Source organism: Burkholderia sp. BCC1972 (assembly GCF_905339605.1).
In the GTDB taxonomy this organism is placed as follows: domain Bacteria; phylum Pseudomonadota; class Gammaproteobacteria; order Burkholderiales; family Burkholderiaceae; genus Burkholderia.
Map to the genome: position 1 here is coordinate 511,570 of NZ_CAJPGH010000001.1, position 21,164 is coordinate 532,733.

Annotated in this window: 22 protein-coding genes; 13 read left to right on the top strand and 9 right to left on the bottom strand. The window is 66.1% G+C overall.

What is annotated here, in order from left to right:
• Positions 1-2 precede the first annotated feature (2 nt).
• From U5798_RS02285 to U5798_RS02300, 4 genes are all read left to right on the top strand, one after another.
• Complete coding sequence (locus U5798_RS02285) at positions 3-1,046, top strand: glycosyltransferase family 2 protein (RefSeq protein WP_322081036.1); 1,044 nt, start codon at positions 3-5, stop codon at positions 1,044-1,046.
• Between the two features lie 15 nt (positions 1,047-1,061).
• Positions 1,062-1,445, top strand: a complete 384-nt coding sequence (locus tag U5798_RS02290; RefSeq protein ID WP_124448406.1) for a GtrA family protein — start codon at positions 1,062-1,064, stop codon at positions 1,443-1,445.
• 302 nt (positions 1,446-1,747) lie between these two features.
• Positions 1,748-2,251 carry an inclusion body family protein gene (locus U5798_RS02295; protein ID WP_124448408.1) on the top strand — a complete coding sequence of 168 codons (504 nt, stop codon included), beginning with the start codon at positions 1,748-1,750 and terminating at the stop codon, positions 2,249-2,251.
• A 66-nt stretch (positions 2,252-2,317) separates the two neighbouring features.
• Positions 2,318-3,208, top strand: a complete 891-nt coding sequence (locus U5798_RS02300) for an AidA/PixA family protein (RefSeq protein ID WP_124448410.1) — start codon at positions 2,318-2,320, stop codon at positions 3,206-3,208.
• A 19-nt stretch (positions 3,209-3,227) separates the two neighbouring features.
• Here U5798_RS02300 and U5798_RS02305 read toward each other — a convergent pair whose 3' ends face one another.
• Both U5798_RS02305 and U5798_RS02310 read right to left on the bottom strand, forming a co-directional pair.
• On the bottom strand, positions 3,228-4,166 hold the full coding sequence (locus U5798_RS02305; protein WP_322081037.1) for an ABC transporter substrate-binding protein: 939 nt from the start codon (positions 4,164-4,166) through the stop codon (positions 3,228-3,230).
• Positions 4,167-4,259: 93 nt separating this feature from the next.
• On the bottom strand, positions 4,260-5,381 hold the full coding sequence (locus U5798_RS02310) for a TauD/TfdA family dioxygenase (RefSeq protein ID WP_322081038.1): 1,122 nt from the start codon (positions 5,379-5,381) through the stop codon (positions 4,260-4,262).
• Between the two features lie 447 nt (positions 5,382-5,828).
• On the opposite strand from U5798_RS02310, the gene U5798_RS02315 reads away from it, so the two are divergent.
• Together U5798_RS02315 and U5798_RS02320 are read left to right on the top strand one after the other, a co-directional pair.
• Complete coding sequence (locus tag U5798_RS02315; RefSeq protein ID WP_322081039.1) at positions 5,829-7,262, top strand: MFS transporter; 1,434 nt, start codon at positions 5,829-5,831, stop codon at positions 7,260-7,262.
• Positions 7,263-7,314: 52 nt separating this feature from the next.
• On the top strand, positions 7,315-8,583 hold the full coding sequence (locus U5798_RS02320; protein ID WP_322081040.1) for an ATP-grasp domain-containing protein: 1,269 nt from the start codon (positions 7,315-7,317) through the stop codon (positions 8,581-8,583).
• Here the strand turns inward: U5798_RS02320 and U5798_RS02325 are convergent.
• A complete protein-coding gene (locus U5798_RS02325) occupies positions 8,580-9,455 on the bottom strand; it encodes a LysR family transcriptional regulator (RefSeq protein ID WP_322081041.1) in 876 nt (291 codons plus the stop codon). The genes U5798_RS02320 and U5798_RS02325 overlap by 4 nt on opposite strands.
• 165 nt (positions 9,456-9,620) lie before the next feature.
• Here U5798_RS02325 and U5798_RS02330 point away from each other — a divergent pair, with 165 nt between their 5' ends.
• Together U5798_RS02330 and U5798_RS02335 are read left to right on the top strand one after the other, a co-directional pair.
• A complete protein-coding gene (locus tag U5798_RS02330; protein WP_322081042.1) occupies positions 9,621-10,565 on the top strand; it encodes a hypothetical protein in 945 nt (314 codons plus the stop codon).
• A 37-nt stretch (positions 10,566-10,602) separates the two neighbouring features.
• Complete coding sequence (locus U5798_RS02335; RefSeq protein ID WP_322081043.1) at positions 10,603-11,856, top strand: ATP-grasp domain-containing protein; 1,254 nt, start codon at positions 10,603-10,605, stop codon at positions 11,854-11,856.
• A gap of 69 nt (positions 11,857-11,925) precedes the next feature.
• Here U5798_RS02335 and U5798_RS02340 read toward each other — a convergent pair whose 3' ends face one another.
• Positions 11,926-12,420 (bottom strand): chloramphenicol phosphotransferase CPT family protein, encoded by a 495-nt coding sequence (locus tag U5798_RS02340; RefSeq protein ID WP_322081203.1) that lies wholly within the window; start codon positions 12,418-12,420, stop codon positions 11,926-11,928.
• On the opposite strand from U5798_RS02340, the gene U5798_RS02345 reads away from it, so the two are divergent.
• On the top strand, positions 12,353-12,496 hold the full coding sequence (locus U5798_RS02345; RefSeq protein ID WP_322081215.1) for a hypothetical protein: 144 nt from the start codon (positions 12,353-12,355) through the stop codon (positions 12,494-12,496). The two genes, U5798_RS02340 and U5798_RS02345, sit on opposite strands and share 68 nt — an antisense overlap.
• Before the next feature lie 97 nt (positions 12,497-12,593).
• Here the strand turns inward: U5798_RS02345 and U5798_RS02350 are convergent, their stop codons facing one another.
• The 5 genes from U5798_RS02350 to U5798_RS02370 form a co-directional block, all read right to left on the bottom strand.
• Positions 12,594-13,130 (bottom strand): hypothetical protein, encoded by a 537-nt coding sequence (locus tag U5798_RS02350; protein WP_322081044.1) that lies wholly within the window; start codon positions 13,128-13,130, stop codon positions 12,594-12,596.
• Between the two features lie 423 nt (positions 13,131-13,553).
• Complete coding sequence (locus U5798_RS02355) at positions 13,554-14,036, bottom strand: hypothetical protein (protein WP_322081045.1); 483 nt, start codon at positions 14,034-14,036, stop codon at positions 13,554-13,556.
• Positions 14,037-14,410: 374 nt separating this feature from the next.
• Positions 14,411-15,091: a hypothetical protein gene (locus U5798_RS02360; protein ID WP_322081046.1), complete on the bottom strand. Its 681-nt coding sequence runs from the start codon at positions 15,089-15,091 to the stop codon at positions 14,411-14,413.
• A 78-nt stretch (positions 15,092-15,169) separates the two neighbouring features.
• Positions 15,170-16,045 carry an alpha/beta hydrolase family protein gene (locus U5798_RS02365; protein ID WP_322081047.1) on the bottom strand — a complete coding sequence of 292 codons (876 nt, stop codon included), beginning with the start codon at positions 16,043-16,045 and terminating at the stop codon, positions 15,170-15,172.
• A gap of 63 nt (positions 16,046-16,108) precedes the next feature.
• Positions 16,109-16,633, bottom strand: coding sequence for a GNAT family N-acetyltransferase (locus U5798_RS02370; RefSeq protein WP_322081048.1), 525 nt, complete (start codon positions 16,631-16,633; stop codon positions 16,109-16,111).
• Between the two features lie 43 nt (positions 16,634-16,676).
• On the opposite strand from U5798_RS02370, the gene U5798_RS02375 reads away from it, so the two are divergent.
• The 4 genes from U5798_RS02375 to U5798_RS02390 all read left to right on the top strand — a co-directional run bounded on the left by U5798_RS02375 (position 16,677) and on the right by U5798_RS02390 (position 21,135).
• Positions 16,677-16,841 (top strand): hypothetical protein, encoded by a 165-nt coding sequence (locus tag U5798_RS02375; protein WP_322081049.1) that lies wholly within the window; start codon positions 16,677-16,679, stop codon positions 16,839-16,841.
• 29 nt (positions 16,842-16,870) lie between these two features.
• Positions 16,871-18,073: an AAA family ATPase gene (locus U5798_RS02380; protein WP_322081050.1), complete on the top strand. Its 1,203-nt coding sequence runs from the start codon at positions 16,871-16,873 to the stop codon at positions 18,071-18,073.
• A gap of 4 nt (positions 18,074-18,077) precedes the next feature.
• Positions 18,078-19,784, top strand: coding sequence for a cobaltochelatase CobT-related protein (locus U5798_RS02385; protein ID WP_322081051.1), 1,707 nt, complete (start codon positions 18,078-18,080; stop codon positions 19,782-19,784).
• A 244-nt stretch (positions 19,785-20,028) separates the two neighbouring features.
• Positions 20,029-21,135, top strand: coding sequence for a PHB depolymerase family esterase (locus tag U5798_RS02390; RefSeq protein ID WP_322081204.1), 1,107 nt, complete (start codon positions 20,029-20,031; stop codon positions 21,133-21,135).
• Positions 21,136-21,164: the final 29 nt, after the last annotated feature.

The window sequence follows — 21,164 nt, forward strand, 5'->3', positions numbered from 1 at the left end:
TCATGCGGGAACCACTCTATACACCGCTCGTTTCGCTGGTCGTGCCGTTCTACAACGAAGGCGAGGCCGTCGAGCGCTTCTTCGACGTCGTGATTCCGTTGCTGACGGCCATCGACGCGATCCGCTTCGAGATCGTCTGCGTGAACGACGGCAGCCGCGACGACACGCTCGAGCGCCTGGTCCGGATCAGCACCGCCGAACGGCGCGTGCGCGTGATCGACCTCACGCGCAACTTCGGCAAGGAAGCGGCGCTGACGGCCGGCCTCGACGAAGCGTCCGGCGACGCGGTGATTCCGCTCGACGCCGACCTGCAGGATCCGCCGAGCCTGATCCCCGTGATGATCGAACACTGGCGCGACGGTGCGGAAGTCGTGGCCGCGAAACGCAGCAGCCGCGCGTGCGATTCGTTCGCGAAGCGCACCGCCGCCGCGATCTACTACCGCGTGCACAACATCCTGTCGGACGTGAAGCTACCGGAGAACGTCGGCGATTTCCGGTTGATGGACCGCAAGGTCGTGAATGCGCTGCGCAGCCTGCCCGAGCGGCACCGCTTCATGAAGGGGTTGTTCGCGTGGGTCGGCTACAAGACCGTGATCGTCGAATACCAGCGCGACCCGCGCAGCGCCGGGCACTCGAAATTCTCCGGCTGGAAGCTGTGGAATTTCGCGCTGGAAGGCATCACCAGCTTCAGCACCGTGCCGCTGCGCAGCTGGACCTACATCGGCCTCGGCATCGCCGCGCTCGCGTTCCTGTACGGCTCGTTCATCATCTTCCGCACGCTGCTGTTCGGCAATCCGGTGCTCGGCTACGCGTCGCTGATCTCGGTCACGCTGTTCATCGGCGGCATCGAGCTGATCGGGATCGGTGTCGTCGGCGAATACGTCGGACGAATTTACGACGAGTCGAAGCAACGGCCCGTCTACCTGATTCGCCGCCGCTACCAGGCGCACGGCAAGGTGATCGAGCTTCCGGTTGCGCGCGATGCGCGCCGCCTGGCCCCCCGCCGCCGCGCGCAGCCGACCCGCGCGCGGATCGGCGCCCGCTGACGCACACGTGCCGCCATGATCGACCTGCTCTGCGCCGAACGCACGCGGCTCGTGCGCTTCGGCGTGTCCGGACTTTTCTCGACCGCGATCCACACGCTGGTCGCCGCGGCGCTGTTCACGCTGTTCGATGCGACGCTGGTGACCGCGAACGCGGTCGCCTTCCTGTGCGCGACGGCGTTCTCGTATCTCGCGAACACGCTGTGGAGCTTCTCGTCGACGGTGCACACGCGCAACGTGGTGCGCTTTCTCGCGGTCACGCTGGCCGGCTTCGTCGAGACGATGCTGCTGGCGCGCGGCGCCGAAGCGCTCGACCTGTCGCGCGGGACGAGCATCGCCGCGATCGCGCTGCTGATCCCGCCGACGACGTTCGTGCTGCACCGGCTGTGGACGTACCGGTAAGCGGCTTCCCCGCCTTTCCCCTCCCCCGCAGATAATCGGCCAATCGATTAACAGATTCAATGTCGCTATATTTATGTAGCGTATCGATTCGATTGATTCCGATTTCAAAATTAATAATACAGATAATATTGGCGACCTGTTTACTTTTACAGCTTCCACGATTAACCAAACGGGATAACCTGCATTCGCCGTCGCTTCAGCACCTGCCGATTCCGCAGCGAAGCCTTGCGGCACAAGGCGATGGCGGCCGCACGAAGCAATTCGCGCAACGATAAGTCCCATTACTTAAAACGGGAGCTTCTATGTCACGCGTTACCGATGTGCTCGTTTCGTTCGATACCGAAACCATTCTCAAAAAATATCCGAATCCCAGCAGGAACCCGGCCGCACCGACGCTGATCGACTGGCATTACGTCTATATGGTGACCAACCAGGACAACGTGATCTCCGGGCAGGCGGGCGGCGAGCTCGACCTGAAAGCGCAGGTCGGCGACCTGATCCGCTGGCGCGAAACGAGCCTGTCGCTGGGCTTCGAGAACCAGGTGGTGTTCTACAAGTTCATCGGCAACGTCGGCAACGACCTGATCTCGACGCCGACGCCGCGCGTCGCGGAAGCGTCGATCCCGGTGCCGAACACCAGCAAGCCGGAAGTGCCGACGTGCCAGAAAGTCGCGAACTACTACTGGTCGTCGGAATGCCTGAAGGTCGGCCGCGTGACCTACCACTTCCAGTTCCAGATCATCGATCGCAACTGTCAGAGCCAGGGCTGCTTCTCGTGGGATCCGTTCATCTCGATCCATAACTGATCGCGGCAGGCGGGCGGCCGCGCGACGGCCGTCCGCGCCGCCCCCCTTGTTGCGGAGGAGGTGCCCATGTCTGGTCTTCGTTGCGATGTGCTCGCAGTCATCGACGCCGTCACGCTGCTGTCGACCTACCCCGATGCAAGCCGGGACGCCGATGCGCCGACCGTGATCGACGGCCGGCACATCTACGTGTTGAGCCCCGGCGACGCCGGGCAGGTCGGCCACAACGACAACCGGTTGTTTGCCGGCTTGTCGCCGGGCGACCAGCTTCACCTGCGCGAGACCGCACTGGCGCTGCGCGCCGAGGTGAGCGTGCTGTTCGTCCGGTTCGTCTTGAAGGACGCCGGCATCGTCGCGCCGATCGAAGCGGAAGTCCGCGATGCCGCCACGCCGGTGCCGGACGGCGACGACCTGCTTCAGCCGTCGTGCCGGCCGATGAAAGACCATTTCTGGCGCAGCGAGGTGCTCGCTGCCGGCACCACCGCCTGCACGGCCGATTTCGCGGTGCTCGACCGCGACGGCGCCGTGTCGGGCTACTTCCGCTGGGAAACGACCATCGAGATCGCCGGCAGCCATCCGGACACGAAGCAGCCCGGTTTCAAGCCGTCGTCCGACCGCAACGGCCACTTCACGCTGCCGCCGAATACCGATTTCAAGGCGACCTTCTATGCGAATGCCGCCGACCGGCAGGACCTGAAGCTGTTCATCGACGACGCGACGGAACCGGCCGCGTCGTTCGCCGGCAACGGCGACGACGGCGTCAGGCAGTTCACGCTGAACTCGCGTGGCGGCAGGATCCGGATCGACGCGTCGGCCAATGGCAAACCATCCGCGACCGATGCGCGGCTCGCGCCGCTGTCCGCCGGCGATACGGTCTGGCTCGGCTGGCTCGGCGCCGAAGACGGCGCCGACCGCGACTACAACGACGGGATCGTGATCCTGCAGTGGCCGATCACGTGAGCGGCGCCGCGTGCGGCACTCAGGTGCGCGGCAATCCCGGTGGATTGGTCTGCGACTGGTCGATCGCTTCGGCATCGAGGCTCCAGCGTCCAAGCACCTTCCGGTAGCTGCCGTTCGCGATCAGCGCATTGATCGCGAGCGTCAGCGGATCGGCGAGGCCGCTGCCCTTGCGCGTCGTGATCGCGATGTCCGCGGTGCGCGGCCAGCCGCCGCTCACGGTGCCGATCAGCTTCGCGTCGCCGCGCAGCGACGCCTGGTACGCGAGCATCGAGTTCACGCTGAAGATCGTGTCGACGCGGCCCGACTGCAGCGCGACCCAGCGCTCCGCCGCGTCGGGGTAGTACTGGATCTCGACCGGCGCGAGGCCGCGTGCAACGTTCTGGCGATTCCATTCGAGCAGGATCTTTTCCTGGTTCGTGCCCGAATCGGTCACGACGCGCAGCCCGGCGACATCCTTCGGTTCGCGGATCGCGGCAAGCTTGCTGCCGTTCTTCACGTAGAAGCCGACCTGATCCTTCCGGTAGGTCGAGAAGTCGAACTTCTCCTTGCGCTGCTCGGTGACCGTCACGTTCGAGATCACCGCGTCGACCTTGCCGGACTGCAGCGCGAGCGGCCAGTCGGCCCACGCGAGCGCCACGATCTTCAACTTGCGGCCGATACTGTCCGCGATCAGTTGCGCGAGATCGGGATCGAAGCCGACCACCGTCCGCGCATCCGTCGCATACGTGCTGAGCGGCGGCAGGTTCGGCGCGATGCCGATCGTCAGCGTGTCCGCTTCGGCAAACTTGAAGCCGCCCGGCACCGCCCGCTCGACCGCCGGGTTCGCGGTGCCGCGCTGCCGGCCCGGCTGCTCGGGGCTCAGGTCGAACGTCGCGGCCTGCGCGGCGACACTGCCGCCGATCGCGATCGCGGCCAGCATGCGAGCGATGCGCGCAACGGGGAAAGTCGTTCTTCTCATGTCTTTTGCAATCCTTTGTAATTCGACGATGCGTCGGTCATTCTCGAGTGGGGCAGGCGACGTGTCACGCGTGTCGCCGCCTCGTCCGGTCTTTCACGCGGGCGTCGCCTCGAGTTCGGTCGCGGCCGCGCGCTGCGGCGCCGGCTGCACGACGCGCGACGGCTGCCTCGCTTGCGCCGGCTCACCCGCATACAGCGCCTTCGGATCGAACACGCGCGCCTGCAGCGGCGTGAACGAGCGGAAATTCCACAGGCTGCGCGCGACGAACACGCGCTGCACCCAGCGGTATGCACGATCGTTCTCGTCGTACTGCGGATCGAAACGGTCGCGCGAATGCAGCGTGAAATGGTTGTTGATCAGCACCAGCTTGCCCGGCGACACCTGGACGCCGAACGACACCTCGCGCACCGCGCGGTACAGGTTCGCCAGCGCCTCCTGCGCGCGCGTGTTGACGGCCAGCACCATGTCCGGATAGAACGCGACCGTCACGCGCGGCGCGTCGAGCGGCCCCGACAGCACGGCGCTCAGGTCGGTGTTGTCGCGCGGCGTCGGCGCGGCCCCGCGCCACCGGTACGGCACACGGATGATGTAGTGCTCGCCGTACAGTTGCGCGATGTCGTCCGGCGACAGCCGTTCCAGCGCGCGGCGCGCATCGGCGAGCCGCGTGTACGGGCCGCCGCCGGCTTCGCTGCGTACGCCGAGCAGCAGCAGCGCGAACGGTGACGTATCGCCTTCCGGCATGTGCGCCTGCGCGGCGTTCTCGATATGGAAATCCAGCTCGACCTCGGAGCCGAGGCCCGTGTACTCGCGTGCGGTTGCCTTGTGCGGCGTCAGGTTGTTCACGAGCTCGCGGCCTTCGTGCGCGATCGAATACGGCTCGCCGGCCAGCGTGCTCAGCGCGACCAGCACGTTCTCGCTCAGCACGCCGGCCTTGAACGAGCGGCCGGTTTCCTCGAACCGTGGGCTGCCCTTCACGTCGTCGTCGATCGGCAGGTTGTCGATCTCGATCGAACCGTGCGCGTCCGCGGTCGGCGCCTTCGCGCGGTCGAACGCGTCGACGATGCGGTCGGGAAACGCGTTGTACGCGAGCTTGCGCACCGCACTGATATAGCCGGCGCCGCCGGCCGGATCGTAGGCCAGCGCGCCGAGTGTCCTGCGGATGTGAGCGGATTCCACTGCCGTCAAGGCGATGCGTTCATCTGCGAGATAGGTCATAGGTCTCTCGTATAAAGATTCTGGGTCGAAGAGCGGTAGCGCACCACCGCCGCGCTCGGCCGTCCTCGGTGCGAAGCGCTCGACAAGACTAGGAGACCGTCATTGCATTGCGAAATGATATTAATTCGATTGCAAACAAAAATTATCGATATAAGTTCAGCAACGCAGCCGCGCTCGGCCGCACCGATCGAGCCGGCCTTTAACACGAATGCTTGTTAAAAAATCGCTGGTTATTATTTGTATTCGCTAGCGGGTCGATGCTAGTTTTCTGTCGGATTCGACGACGCGGCCGGCGCCCGACGCGCAGCCGCCTCCCCTCATCCGCCCTACGGGAACCCGCCAGATGAATCGATGCCGCCTGCCGCGCTGCTGCTTCTTCGAGGACGCCGGATACGACGTGACGTTGCCGGTGTACCGCCGCCCCGACCATCCGGCCAGGGAGCCGCAATGAGCGACCGTGCCGCGGCGCTCGACAGCGCACCGGCCGCCGCCGCGCCGGCATCGCGCACGTCGCTGCGTGCGATCCTCCCGACCGTCGCGGCCGCGAGCCTCGGCTTCGCGATCGTCCAGCTCGACGTGACCGTCGTCAACGTCGCCATTCCGAGCCTCGGCCACTCCTTCGGCTCGAGCGTTCACGGGCTGCAGTGGATCGTCGATGCGTACACGCTGTCGTTCGCCGCGTTGCTGCTGACGTCCGGCACGCTGGCCGACCGCTTCGGCAGCCGCCGGCTGTTCGCATACGGCCTCGCGCTGTTCCTGCTCGCGTCGCTCGGCTGCGCGCTCGCGCCGTCGCTCGTCGCGCTGATCGCCGCGCGGGTCGCACAAGGCGTCGGCGCCGCGATGATCCTGCCCACGTCGCTCGCGCTCATCACGCATGCGTGTGCGAACGACACTGCCGCGCGCGTGAAAGCCGTCGCGTGGTGGAGCGCGACCGGCGGTGCGATCAGCGCGGCCGGGCCGACGCTCGGCGGCCTGCTGATCGATTCGCTCGGCTGGCGCGCGATCTTCTTCATCAACCTGCCGATCTGCGCGATCGGGCTGTGGCTCACGCTGCGCCACGTGCAGGATTCGGCTGCCGCGCGCACGCGGCTGTTCGATCCGGCCGGCCAGATCGTCGCGGTGCTGGTACTCGGTCTGCTGACGGGCGGGATCATCCGGGCGGGCGCGCAAGGTGTCGGCGATCCGTATGCGGCCGGCGCGCTGATCGCGTCGGCCGTGCTCGGCACGCTGTTCGTCGCGATCGAACGGCGCGTGGCCGCGCCGATGCTGCAGCTTGCGTTCTTCCGGATCGCGCGCGTGCCGGGCGTGCTGGCGATCGGCGCGGTCACGAACGCCGCGTTCTACGGGCTGATCTTCTCGCTCAGCCTCTATTTCCAGAACGCGCGCGGCTTCACGGCGACCGAATCGGGGCTCGCGCTCGCGCCGCTCACGATCATCATGCTCGCCAACATCGCGAGCGCGCGGCTCGCGGTACGGTACGGATTCCGCGCGACCGTCGTCATCGGCCTCGCCGTGTCGCTCGCGGGCTACCTGTGGCTGTGGCGCATGCTCGCCGCGCATACGCCGTATGTCCTGCTGGCGCCGGGGCTCGCGGCGATGGCGATCGGCGGCGGCATCGCGATTCCCGCGCTGACGTCGACGATGCTCGGCAGCGTCGAGGCCGGCCGCTCGGCAACAGCTTCCGCGATCCTCAATACCGCGCGCCAGGTGGGCGCCGCGATCGGCGTCGCGGCACTCGGCGCGCTGGTCGCGGGCCAGGGCGCGGCGATCGTGGCCGGCGCGGCGCACGCGTTCGCCGTCGCGGCCGTGCTCGTCGCGGCCTGCATCGTGGTGGCCTTGCGCTGGCCCGGCGACGCACCCGATACCGGCGCGCGGGCCTGAGCCGTTGCCGACCGACACCCTTCAACCGATCCCACAGCCGAGCGAGGAACCCATGCAGCATCGCTTCATCGATACCGTCCTGATCGTCGACGGCGCGTCGACCGCCGCCTACCTGGCGCCCGCGTTTCGTGCGTACGGCATCCGTTGCGCGCACGTGATCAGCGATCCCGACCTGCCGGAAATCTACCGGAACCAGTTCGTGGTGTCCGACTACATCCGCCAGGTCCAGCACCGCGGCGACATCGACGCGACGCTCGCGCAGCTGCGCGACCTGCGGATCGGCGCGGTGCTGCACGGCCTCGATGCGGCGCTGGAGCTGGCCGACACGCTGGCCGAGCGGCTCGACGTGCCTTACCGCAATCCGCTCGCGACGTCGGCCGCGCGGCGCGACAAGTTCGCGATGAACGAACGCATCCGCCAGGCCGGCCTGCGCGCACCGGCACACTTTCACAGCACGTCGGTCGATGAAGCGCTCGAATGGGCGCGCGCGCAGCGCACGCTGCCGCTCGTCGTGAAGCCGGCGCGCAGCGCGGGCGTCACCGGCGTGAAGATCTGCCGGACGCTCGCGCAGGTCGAGGCTGCCGCGCGCGACGTGCTGGCCACCCGTTCGCTGTACAACCAGCCGAACGACGACATCGTGATCCAGAGCTATTCCGAGGGGCAGGAATACATCGTCGATTCGGTGTCGTTCGAGGGCCGTCATCGCGTGGTCAGCCTGTGGGAAGTGCATCGCGACCGTACGCACGCGCCGCGGCTCGACAAGATGCTGGTGCTGAATCACGCGGACCCGCGCTACGCGCCGCTGCTCGACTACGCGGCCGACGTGCTCGACGCGCTCGACGTGCGCTTCGGGCCGACTCACCTCGAGCTGTTCGATACGGCCGACGGCCCGACGATCGTCGAGCTGAACGCGCGACTGCACGGTAGCCTCGACCCGCGCCTGACGAGTGCGGTCAGCGGCGAGAATCACGTATCGGCCGCCGTCGAAGCCGTGCTGCATCCGGAGCGGCTGTTCGGCGAAGCGGCCGCGCCGACGGATTTCCGCGGCTATTGCGGGCACGTGCTGCTGCTGTCGTCACGTAACGGCGTGCTGCGGCAGGACTTCACGTGGCAGGCGATCCAGGCGCTGCCGTCGTTCGTCGGGCTCAAGCAGTGGATCAAGGTAGGCGACACGCTGCGCGTGACCACCGACCTGCAGACGGCGCTCGGCACCGTTGGCCTCTACAGTCCGACGTTCGAGCGGTTGCTCGAGGATTGCCGGCGCATCCGCGAGATCGAAGCCGATTTCTTCGCGGACGAACGCGCGGTTGTGCCGGCCTAGCGCGCGAGCAGCGCACCCGCCTGCCGGCCGAGCACCGCGCGCAGCGCATCGAGTTCGGGCAGCGCGGGCGCTTCGTCAGGCGTGACGAGGTAGGTCGTCACGCTGTCGAGGTCGTCGAATGCATGCGCGCGCAACTCCTTGCGCGCGACGTGCTCGATCGTGATCCGCTTCGGCAGGATCGCGACGCCCATCCCGGCCGCCACGCAGCCGAGGATCGCGCCGAACGTGCCGAACGACGACACCGATTCGATCGCGACGCCGCGCGCCTTCAGCCAGTGCTCCGCGACCGCGCGGTACGGGCAGCCGTCGTGAAACGCGAGCAGCCGCACCGAGTTGTCGGCCAGCAGCTGCCGGCGCGTGACCGTGGCCGCGCCGACCAGCACCATCTCTTCGGCAAACGCGGGCTCGTAACGCAACCCTGGCCGGACGACCGCGCGCGCGGTGAGCGCGGCATCGATCCGGCCGCGCAGCAGTGCGTCGGCCAGCTCCGGCTCGCTGCCGATCTGGACCGCGAGACCGAGCGCCGGCTCGCGCTCCTTCAACGCGGCGGCCAGCGCCGGCAGCCGCGTGGCCGCCGTGCTTTCCATCGAACCGAGCCGGAAGCTGCGTGCGACCGGCGTATCGCGCACCACCTGCGTCGCTTCGTCGACGAGACGCAGGATGCGGTCGCAATACGGCATCAGCCGGCGTCCCGCATCGTTCAGCACCAGCCGCTTGCCGTGCCGGTCGAACAGCGGCGCGTCGAGCGACTCTTCGAGCTGGCGCAGCCTCGCGGTGACGTTCGATTGCGTGCAGCCGAGCCGCTCGGCCGCGCGCAACGCGCTGCCTTCCTGAACAATGGCACGAAAGGTTTCGAGCAGAGGGATGTTCATATCATTTTCTCTTGTTACCGATTCAGTTTATATCATTTTACTTCGCCCATCATCCGGATTAGCCTAGCGGATATTCGGTGCCGGCCGCCCCTTCCGAGGAATCCGCATGCCATCCGCTGTCTGCTCCGGCTTCACCAACGTTCGCCGCCGGCCCGAGGTTCGCCCGTGCGCGCACTGATCGCCGCGACGGTGCGGCGCGGGCCGACCGTGCTCGCGTGCGGCGTCGTCCTCGGGCTGCTGGTGCCGCCGCTCGCGGATCTCGCGCGGCCGTTGATGCCTGTCACTGTGTTCCTGTTCGTGCTCGGCACGCTGCTGCGCGTCGAGCCCAGCGCCGTGCGCGCGGTTGCGCGCCGGCCGGCCGTGTCGCTGCTGCTGCCGGCCGCGACGATGATCGTGTGCCCGGTCGCGCTCGGTATCGCCGCGCGGCTCGCCGGCATGCCGTACGACTGGGTCGTCGCGCTGGTGATCGCGTACTGCGCGCCGCCGTCGAGCGGCACGTCGACGATCGCGCGGATGTTGTCGCTCGACGCGAGCGTCTCCCTCGTCGCGACCCTCGCGTCGATGGTGTTCGTGCCGCTCACCGCGCCGCTGCTGACGGCCTGGTTCAGCCACGATGCCGCGGTGTCGATCTCGCCATTGAGTCTCGCGTTGCGGCTCGCGCTGCTGATCGGCAGTGCCGAGGGTGTCGCGCTGCTCGTGCGGCGCTTTGCCGGTTCGAAGCTCGACCGCCATGCGACGCCGATCGACGCGACCGTCGTGGTCGCGCTGCTGGTGTTCGCGCTCGGCACGATGGCCGGCATGCAGCAATCGATCATCGATGCGCCGCACCGCGCGCTGAGCGCGATCGTGCTCGCGTTCGCGGTCAATGCCGGCATCCAGGTCCTCGCGTACGGGCTCACGCCCGGCGACGTCCGCACGCGGCTCAACGTCGCGCTGATCGTCGCCAATCGCAACGTCGGCCTGATGTGGGCCGCGCTCGGGCTGGCCGCGACGCCGACCATGGCACTCGTGTTCACGTGCGCGCAGTTGCCGATCTATACGCTGCCGCGCGTCGTCCAGCACCTGCTGCCGCGCCTCGAAGCGCAGCGCCTGCGCCGGCGCGCGCGCTGACCGGCCCTACTCCACCGTTCCCGATCAAGGACCCGACATGAAGCGACTCATCGTGATCGGCGCACGCGCCACCGGCAGCAGCGTCGCGCTGGTTCGCGCCGCGCTGGCACGCCAGTTGGCCGTCACCGTCATCACCGCGCCCGGCCATCGTCTCGACGGTGTGTTTCCCGACGCCGTCGAGACCGTCAACCTCGAGCCCGATGCCGGCCGGCTCGCCGGCTGGCTGCGCACGCGCTTTCCCGGCGAGCTCGATACGCTGCGCGTGACGACCGCCCACGACACCTATGCGCGCACCGCCGCGTGGGTTGCCGACGCGCTCGGCCTGCCCGGCCCCGACGCGCGGCACGTCGCGCATGCGGTATCGAAATCGAACCAGAAGGCGCTGCTCGCCGCGCACGGCATCCCGGCCGCCCGGTTCGTCACGGGCACGCTGGCCGCGCCGGCAGCGCTTGCGGCCGCGGCCGATCCGCTGCGCTTTCCGGTCGTCGTCAAGCCGTCGGAAGGCTCGGCGAGCGATGGTGTGCGGCGCTGCGAGGACATCGCCGACGTACGAGCGCAGCTCGACGCGCTCGCGGTCGCGGCCGCGCAAGCCGACGCGCAGTCGCTCGCAAACGAACGCGTCGTGATCGAGGAATTCCTGAGCGGCAGCGAATACTGCGTCGAGTATTTCGACGGCCGCTATGTCGGCGCGCTGCGCAAGCTGAAGCGGCATGGCGCCGGTTTTCTCGAACGTGGCTATACGTCCGAACTCGATCTCGATGGCGACACGCTGCGCGCGCTGATCGACGTCGGCACGCGCGCGACCGCGGCGGCCGGGCTCACGTGGGGGCCCGTGCACCTCGACTGCATCGTGCACGACGGCGTGCCGCACGTGATCGAGCTGAATCCGCGCATCGCGGGCAGCTTCATCTGCGACATCGTGCGCGACGGGTATGGCTTCAACGTCGTCGAAGCACTGCTCGACAAGCTCGACGGGCGTGCGGTGACGATCCCCGAGCTGTTCGAGCCGCACGCGTATGCACGCGCCGAATTCCTGCTCGACAGCGATCCGAGTGCGTGGCGCTTCGCGCAGGCCGGCGAGCTGAACGACGGCGCGGTCACGCTCAGTTACGGGCCGCAAGTGCTGCCCGATCGCGAACGGCGCGCGTTTCTTTATGTACGGGTTGCGTTGCCGGCTGCGCACGGTTCGGCGGAACACGCGGGATCGTCGGCCGAGCGCGGTGAGGTTGTACAGCCGACGCAGGCTGCGGCACCTTCTAATCTGGAGCCTTCAACCGGAAAGGTTGGCTGAAACGTCATAGGGTGTTCCGGAATGGCTGCGACGGTGCTTGAGCGCATCCGCGTCGCACTTCACGCGCAGTCACGCGCGCTGTTCGTCGATGTGCGCGCGGATACGACGGGCGCCTTCCTCCGGGCTGCATGTCGACGTATCGATGCACATCGCGTACGGCCGTGAATAGGCGGGATGCCCGAACTGGGATCTGGCCATTCCCTCGCCCCGATCAGACCGCGCGCGTTCGCGCTGCTCGAGGACGGCCAACGGACACGAAACGCCCACGACGATGGTGCGGCGAGGTGACAGTGCAGCGATGCACGCGTCCAGCGCGGACGTGTCCCGAAGTACGAGATCGAGGACGATGTCGAAATGACTGGCCGCGACGCGGCTGAGCGTCGACTGCAGGTTCAGATGATGAAGCCTGAGCGCCTCGTCGAGTTCCTCGGCCGACCGCATGTCACGCCTGCGCGACATTTCGACGAACGCGTCCAGCGAAATGTGAAACATGGGTATGTCGGCACTGTCCTGGAGCGCCCTCGCCAGGCTGCTCTTTCCGGCGCTGGTCGGGCCGTGCAACACGATCGCGATCGGGTTCATGTCGAAAGGTGGTGGTATGGGTGGGCAGGTGCTGTGGGCGTGGTACCGCAGCGGCTGACAATCGGTTCGTCGAACGGTCGCATGGCGATCGGACGTCGCAGGCGAGTTTCAGTCCGGCGCGGAGGTTCATATTTTATGCATGGATGTTCGTACGCTTATTTCATGGCGGCTGCTCGAATATCTTGACAAAAGTAATTTAGATTTCTAGGACATTGGTTGATCGCATTTCTGGCGATCCGCTGCAATCGGTCGACAGGCACAGCTTCGTCAATATGACGAATAATAAATTTACGGAAAGCTGGATCTGGCGCAATCATGGGTTCAATCTGACGAACAGTTTCCCAGTGATCGGCAAGCAAAAGAGTAATTGATTCGCTGAAACCTTCCGCAATGGCTCCATCGTCACAATGTGCATATTGTAAAAATTGAAGATGTAACTCCTTCCACGACCTACCTACTGCAGCTACAGCTTCTGCCTTCTGAGCTTCCTCGGCAGTGCAAACTCGTGTGTCACCCAGGGCCGTTGACGAGCAGAAAATGGCTACAAGCCATAGCCAGGAGTAGCGACCTATTATTTTGAATGAGTCAGTGATCATTCTCATCATTATGAACATGGATTCAAATGGAGCAGGCGTCATTTCCCACCAAGCTGTCTTGAGATCACGAACACCTCGACATCTGACATAGAGCATTCTTCACTCGATGCATCGCTTGCAGTGATGACCTCTATAGTCCCACCACTTTTCTCGGTGAAGACGACGTGGTGAACTTGACGGTACAAATCATTTCCAATTCGTTCCGACGCGATTCGAACCGTCTTCGTCTTTCCAAAATCGATTTTGTCGTTGTCGGTTAGCCCTGCGCTCTTAAGCGTTACGAACGCCGTACTCGTAGGCCAACGATCAGGCCCCGCACAGTCCGGGTCCGCGGCCAGCGTACGGACGCCCGAAAGGGCACATGCCGCAGCGACGATGCAGGAGGGAATGCGGTTGCTCATTAACACCTCATGTTGCCGTTGCCGACGATACAAAATCCTACCATCAGGCAGGATGCAGCTCGACGGAATCGACTATAGCCGCCCCGAATCGAGCGCCCATTCCGCAACGCCTGGCAGCCTATTCGCGAAGCGCCAGAAATCCAGGGCATTCAGCGATGCCCTGCATACCACACCTAAGAAGGCGCACCGTACCTTCAGCGCTAAGGGCGGCAACCTCACCGACCCTTTCCCCTTCGGGGGCAAACAATACGGCCCAAAAACGGAGTTGACGCAGTAACGCGATGAAACCGAGTTCGAGCGGGCCAAATGCCGCTTCGTCGTGGTGTGTCTTGCTCCAAGATGCGTAACTGCTCAAGGCAGCGCCGGTCATCCAGGCGTACTCCAGCCTTGCAGACCTTTCACTTGCCGGCAACTGGCTCCGAATGAAGTCGGTGACCGAATAAATATGGAATTCGACGCCATCAAGCCCCGGAAATACATAGCGATTGGGTGCGTCAACTTCCACGACCTCATCGCCCCAGGTTCTTGTCTCGGGAGGCAACTGTCGCAGCGTCGATTCCCGCTCGCTCTTGTGAAGAACAATACCTAGATTTGCGTTCATGACGTATAAGGCATGGCCGATAGAAGTCGCTCAGGATAGGCCTTTCCGCTACATCTCACGACTTCTGTGGTTTCAACGACCGCTCCCGGCCGGCAGAAATCGATCCACCGCCGGTAGTTTCCCCCCACCTTTACGAAGAAAGCACCCAATCGCGGACGAACACCCCCACCACACTGTCACTCTGACGGAGATACCGTGCTGCGCCCGTCGAGCCATTCGCTGATCGCACCGAGTGCTTTCGATTCGATTCCAAAGTACCCATGCGGAGACTGCCCGCCACATTCGGCGTGCCTGTTACCTCCACCCAAGGCACTCGATACGGCAATGAAATCAAAGTTGTTGTCCGCCGCCATGCGCTTGGCGGCCCCAAACGGCTAAGCGACGCAACCGTCATGCTCATTCGACAGAACCAATACGCGCGCCTTGTTCCGAGACCACGAAACACCTGACAATCCCGGCTTGCCGCGAACTGCTACCGAAATCGGTGACGTGAGCACGTAAGCATCCGCAAGCTCCGGATTCCTCAACAGCACGTTACCCACCGTAATCGTCCCACGGCTAGTGCCGACGAGCGCAACTCTGGAAGACGGGTAACGTCTTTTCAATTCCGTCATGACGGCAGCAACGTCCTGGCTAGCTGCCTCGCTTAACCGGAATTCGTCGTCCATCCCGTCCACCTGGTCAGACGGTGCGTCGAAAACGACCGAGGCATCGCCTGCGTTCGTCCAGTACGATGCCGTTCGCACCAGGAAATTTCCCTGTTCGCGGGTCGGTCCATTGTCTGCAACCGCAACGACGCCATCACTGCCCGCGAACAGCACGACAATCCAAGCGGGTGAAGCCGATGTGGAATTGAGGTAGACGTTTTGCGTGATGTTGCGGCTCTTTACTGAAACCAGCTCCCCCGCACATATCGCGCGGCTGCCAAGCATGAAGACCGCCGCAAGTATCAGCTGGCTCCCTATCAATGCCTTGATCAAGCCGTGCAACCGCCCGACGCGATCGATCGACAGCCGCGGGCACCCAAGCGGTTCATGAGACTTGTCATGCGTCATCGGCTTTGCTCGAAAGATGTCGAATTCAGCGTTGTCGGCCCTGTATGACGGGTACGTTCAATCCCCCGCTCCAAATGGTCAACGAACGGGAAACCCCCAACGCTCGAGAACCTCGGATACCACGGGCTCCCAAACGTCGGTACCGCGCGCGAACAGCAGGTGCCCGTTTGTCTCGAACGGCGGATGCAGCCGATAGTCGGCATTGCCGCCCGCGCGAACGAATGCATCGTGCCAGGCGCTGCTGTATGTCGGTGCGAAGTACTGATCGTTTTCGGTATAGATCCACAGCATCGGGACACGCGCCGTTTCTCCGAAACGCGAATACATGGCTTCCAGGCGTTCGCCCTGACAGGGCACGCCGGGATGCTCGACCGGATCGCCGCCGGACCCGCCGGCGAAGTTGATCGCCCCGACCACGCCGTCCGGATTGTCGGCCGCCATGGCCGTCGTGACGAAGCCGCCGACCGATTGCCCGACGATGACGATGCGATGCGGGTCGACATGGGGCTGCCGCTTCGAATAGTCCAGTACGGCAAGCTCTTCCGTGCGCGCCGCCGCGATCATCGGTGCGTAGTCCTTCTGACGGCATTTGCCGCTGTATTCCGGGTCGAACTGCGTGCCGAACTCACCGTAGCCGATGCGTGTCGGCTCGAACACGGCGAAGCCCCGTTTCACGAAAAAGGCGACTTGCCGGGTGAAACGAAAGCGCGGCGGCGTACCGCGATCCGTCGGGCTGCGGCCATGATTGAGAATCAGGATCGGAAACGGCCCATCGCCATCCGGAAGGAATTGCGTGATCGCAACCTTGCCCGTTTGTTCCGTCCCGTAAAGATCCTTGACGGTCACGTCGATTGTCGAAACGGATTCGTGGAGGTCCGTCCTGAGCCGTTCGGCATGGGCACCGGGGATCACGAGCGCAAGGCACATCCAAAGCAGGCTTCGGGTCGTTGTCATAAGGCCTACATCTCGAGAAAGGACGGATTCGGCATCGCCATAGCCGAAGCGTGACGCGCGCCGTCACAAACGGCGCCCGAGCAATTGCCCCGGCCAACCGTCCACGTCGAAGGTTGAAATTCGCTCATACCCGCAGGATTCGTAGAAACGCACCAGCGCCCCTGTCCCGCCGCCGTAGCAATCCACGCGCAAGCGTGTCACCCCGGCTGCCCGGGCGCGGTCGTCCGCGAAGGCCATCAGGCGCCGGCCGACACCGCGGGCCCGCGCGTCGCGCGACGCAACCAGCACTCTCACGTAGATTTCCGGCTCGGTCGCGGCAGGCACGTAGGGCATGGCCTCGCCCAGGATCAATGCGCCCAGGATGCGGCCGCCCGGCCCTTCCGCCACCCACGCCTCGGGCAACGCACAGGCATCGGTCACGAGCGCAATCCGCTTCGGCGACGTCGACCAAGGCTCGGGGCCCCATTGCCCCACGTTGCCGATGGCGGCGAACCAGGCGATCACTTCGTCGAAGATCGCCAGCACCGCGGGCACATCCGGCGCGCCGGCTCGGCGTATCACCCGTTCGTCGGTTCCTGTCACCGTCACGTTCCACGCTCCTTCGCCGGATTCGGCGACCGGCACACGATTGATGGCAACGCCGGGCCGCCCGCAGACGGGCGATGAAGGCCAGGCGATCCAGCCTGCTACGGTACTGAAATTCGACCCGTTTGATCAAGGCATGGCGGCCCGCGATGCATCCATGTCGTCCATCGCGGCAAAACTATACAATCGACGCGATGCATCGATGACATGAAGTGCCAGCCGCCCATCTCGTCTGCCGCCATGAACGCACCCGCTGCTCCCTCCTCCTCCGGCCCGTCGGTGCTCGGCGTCTACCGGCAACTGGCCGACCCGTCCGCCGGACAATGGGTCGTCAGCCGTTCCGAACGGGCGCACATGTACCGGATCCAGCATCACCGGCCCGACGGCAGCACGTCGGTCGACACGGTCGTCGATGCGGACAACCTCGACGCAAAGCTGCACAAGTGGCTGCAGGAAGGCTTCGTCCGGCGCGAAGCCGGCGACCGCGCAGCGCCGGCCCATCGCGTCGGGTTCATGCAGGACCTGCGGCGCGCGCACGCGTCGCGACCGGCGGCGGACGTCGACACACCGCACACCGTGCACGTGGGCGGCGTGCCGATGCCGCGCGGCCCGGGCGGGCCGCTCGTGCCGCCGCCGAATCCGGCCTACCTGTTCACCGCGCGCACGACGAACGTGCTCGAAGACATCGTCGAGAACCGGCGCATCCTGCTGATCGGTCACACGGGCACAGGAAAGACGAGCCTCGTCGAGCAGGCCGCCGCGCATGCGGGCCACGGCGTGCTGCGCTCGAACATGAACGGGCAGACGACGGTCGGCGACTTCGTCGGCTTCTGGACCGTCAAGGGCGGCGAGACGATCTGGGTCGACGGCGTGCTGCCGACCGCGATGCGCGAAGGGCTGTGGCTCATCGTCGACGAGATCGACTTCGCGGAACCGGCGATCCTCGCGGTGCTGACCGCCGTGCTCGAACCGGGCGGCCGCCTGCTGCTGAAGGAGAAGGGCAACGAGATCGTCGTCCCGCATCCGTCGTTCCGGCTGTTCGCGACCGCCAACGCGGTGGGCGCGATGGGCCGGTTCCGCCACCTGTACCAGGGCGCCAACGTGATGAACGAGGCATTCCTCGATCGCTGGCGCGTGTACCACCTCGACTATCTGCCGCCGGCCGACGAGGCGCGTGTGCTGCAGCGGACCTTCGGTGCGGCGATGTCGGCGGCAATGGCCGACACGCTCGCGGCGATCGCCGCCGACTGCCGCGCCGCGTTCGTCCGCGAGGATCTGGCCAGCGCGTTCTCGACGCGCCGCCTGCTCGACTGGGCCGAACTGATGCTGCGCACCGGCGACCCCGAATCGGCCGCCGGCCCGACCCTCTACGCGAAGGTCGGCACGGAAGATGCCGACCTGATCCGCAGCATCATCCGCCACTACATCGACGTCGAGGCCTGACGCGATGGACCGGGACGACGACGCGCGGTCGCAGCACCTGACACGGCTGGCCCGCACGCTCACGCAACGGCACGGCATCGACGTGCGGTTCGCGCGCCACGTGCCGGCCGTGCAGCGCGACGTGCTGGTGTTGCCCGATACGCTGCTCGCCGGCGAAATCGACGACGATGCGATCACCGGCTTCGTCGATCTCCATGCGGCAAGGTTGCGCTTTGGTGCGATCGATGACGTTGCCGCGCTCGCATCGCCCGGTGTGCGGGCCGTTGCGCAAGCGATCGACGACCACCGCGCGTCCGGTTGCTTCGTCGCGATCTATCCCGGCGCGAACGCGTTCCTGCACCGGATGCGCGCGGTGTCGGCCGCCGACACGCTGTGCCGCTGGCCGCGCATGGCGTGGCGCGACAAGCTGCTGTGGCGGATCGAACGCGCGCTGTGGGACGAGCCGCCATCGTCGATGGAACGCGTTCCGTCGCTCGACGCCACGCTCGCCGCGGCCGACGATCTCGTCGACGAAGCGCGCGCGTCGACGTCGACGGCCGACAGCATCCGCGCCGCGCGACGGATCGTCGAACGCGTGCGCATGCTGGCATCGGCCGGCGCGAACAACATGATGTTCACGGCCGATCCTGACGGCACGATCGACGGCACGGCCATCGCCGCCGAATTCGAATCGGACGAACACGGTGCGTCGGAGGACGACGCACGCGCACCGGTTTCAGCCGAATCCGCCGCCAGTGCGATCGCGGACACGGCGCCATCAACCGAAACCCCCATGCCAGGCGACGCGTCGCCCGGCACGATTCGCCTGTCCGCGGACAACCGGCCGTTGCATTCCGTCCCGCTGACGACCGCGTTCGACACGGTGACGGACTTCACCGGCCAGGGTGACGCGGCCGGCTGGCATCGTCTGCGCGGTGCGGCCCGCGCGCAGACCGAACCGCTCAAGCGTCGGCTCGAACGTGCGTTGAAAGTGGACGAGCAGACGCGCTGGAAGCGCGAACAGGAGCGCGGCGCGCTCGACCGGACGTCACTCGTGCGCCTGGCGACCACACCGGGCTATCGCACGCCGTTCCGCACCCCGCGCGCGGCACCGGGACGCGACGCGGCCGTCAGCCTGCTGATCGACTGCAGCGGCTCGATGGCCGGCAGGAAAATCGAACTCGCCAGACTCTGCGCGGCCGCACTGTGCGACGCGCTGATGCAACTCGGCTTCGCCTGCGAAGTGCTCGGCTACAGCTCGGTCGAGGATGCCGCGATGCGTGCGCACTACCAGCGCTGGATCGACGACGGCCGCCGCACGTTCGGCTACAACCGGTTCGTCGAACGGCTCGATCTGCGCGTCTACAAGCGGTTCGATTCCGACAACCCGAGCGGCCTCGCGTGCATCGAATGCGGACACGAGAATCCCGATGGCGAGGCCTTGAGCTGGGCCGCCGGGCGGCTCCTGTCGAAACGTGCGCGCCGGCGAATCCTGATGGTGCTGTCGGACGGCTATCCGGCCACCGGCGACGGCAACCCGGCGATCCTGCGCACCGACCTGAGTGCCCGCGTCGATGCGCTGCGCGCGCAACGCGTCGAGCTGATCGGCGTCGGGATTCTCGACGATTCGGTCGAGTCGTTCTATCCGGTCAGCAGCGTGGTCGAACACCTGAACGAGCTGCCGGGCGCGGCGTTCAGCGTGTTGAGCGATACGCTGCTGGATCGGCGCTAGCCGTCGGCGACGGGACCCAGCGCCCGTCGCTTCGCAGTCGCGTCACATCGGACGACTAGCCTCGTTGTCGTCCGACGCGAATCGCAGCTGCCCGCAGGATGCAGCCTTCCACCGCATTCGATCGGCCAACGGTTCCGATGCGCGTGTGTCGGGCAGCACGAATCTTGCTCGGCATCTTACGATTTTCACCCGAAGGTGGATTCGGCCGTATCGTCCTGCCACGGCCGCCCGCACGACACTGCTCATGCCCAGGAAAAAGAAGTCCAGCATCTGGTTGCGGCCGCTCGAACTGTTTTCCGTTGCGACCGGTGCCCGCCCGAAGAAACCGGCCACCCAACCGCGGCCGGCGGCCAAGCGGGCGAGCAAGCCGGCTACCCGACCTGCCGCCCCCGCCCGTGCCGCCCGACGCACCGGCGCGGTGCATGCCGCCCGCACGCCGTCGAACAAGGCACCCGGCACGTGGCGCCGCGCGTTTCACTCCGCCGGCCCGAATGCCGGCCGGCTCGTCAACCATCTTGCGTATGCGCTGTATCTTCCCGCCGCACCGGTGATGACGGCGGGCATGCCGGCCGTCGTCATGCTGCACGGCTGCAAGCAGACCGCCGAGTCGTTTGCCGCGGGTACACGCATATGCGAACTCGCGGAACGGTCGGGGTTTGCCGTGCTGTTTCCCGAGCAGGCCAAGACAACCCACCCGCACCGCTGCTGGCACTGGCATGGCGACGCGACCCAGTCCGAAGCCGCGGCGGTCGCTTCGCTGGTCGACGCCGTCGTGCAGCAGCACGGCTTCGACCGCGACCGGATCTACGTCGCCGGCATGTCCGCCGGCGCCGGGCTCGCCGCGGCACTGGCGATCCGGTTTCCCGACCGCTTCGCGGCCGTCGGCCTGCACTCCGGGCCGGCCATCGCGCCGCCGCTGTCGACGATGGCCGCCATGAGCCTGATGCGTCGCGGCCTCCGCGACGATCCGGTACGCGCGATCGATGCCTGCGCCGACATCGCGGCCTATCCCGGCATGCCGGCCCTCGTCATCCATGGCGAACTGGATACGGTCGTGACCGACCGGAACGCGACGCAACTCGGCGTCGCGTTCGCGCGGCTCAACCGGCTCGTCGACGAACACGGCGCGATACGCGTCGGCGAGCAACGCACCTACGCGCGCGACGATTCGGGCTTCACCGACTATCTCAAGGGCGGCCGGCTCGTCGTCAGGGTCTGCCTCGTCAGCCGGCTGCAGCATGCATGGAGCGGCGGAGACCCGCGCGAGCCGTTCCATTCCGCCACCGGGCCGGACGCCTCCGCCATGTTCTGGCATTTCTTTCGTCGCCAGCGCCGCAAGCGAACGCGATGACGTGCGGCACCCGCGCCGGTTTCGCGCGA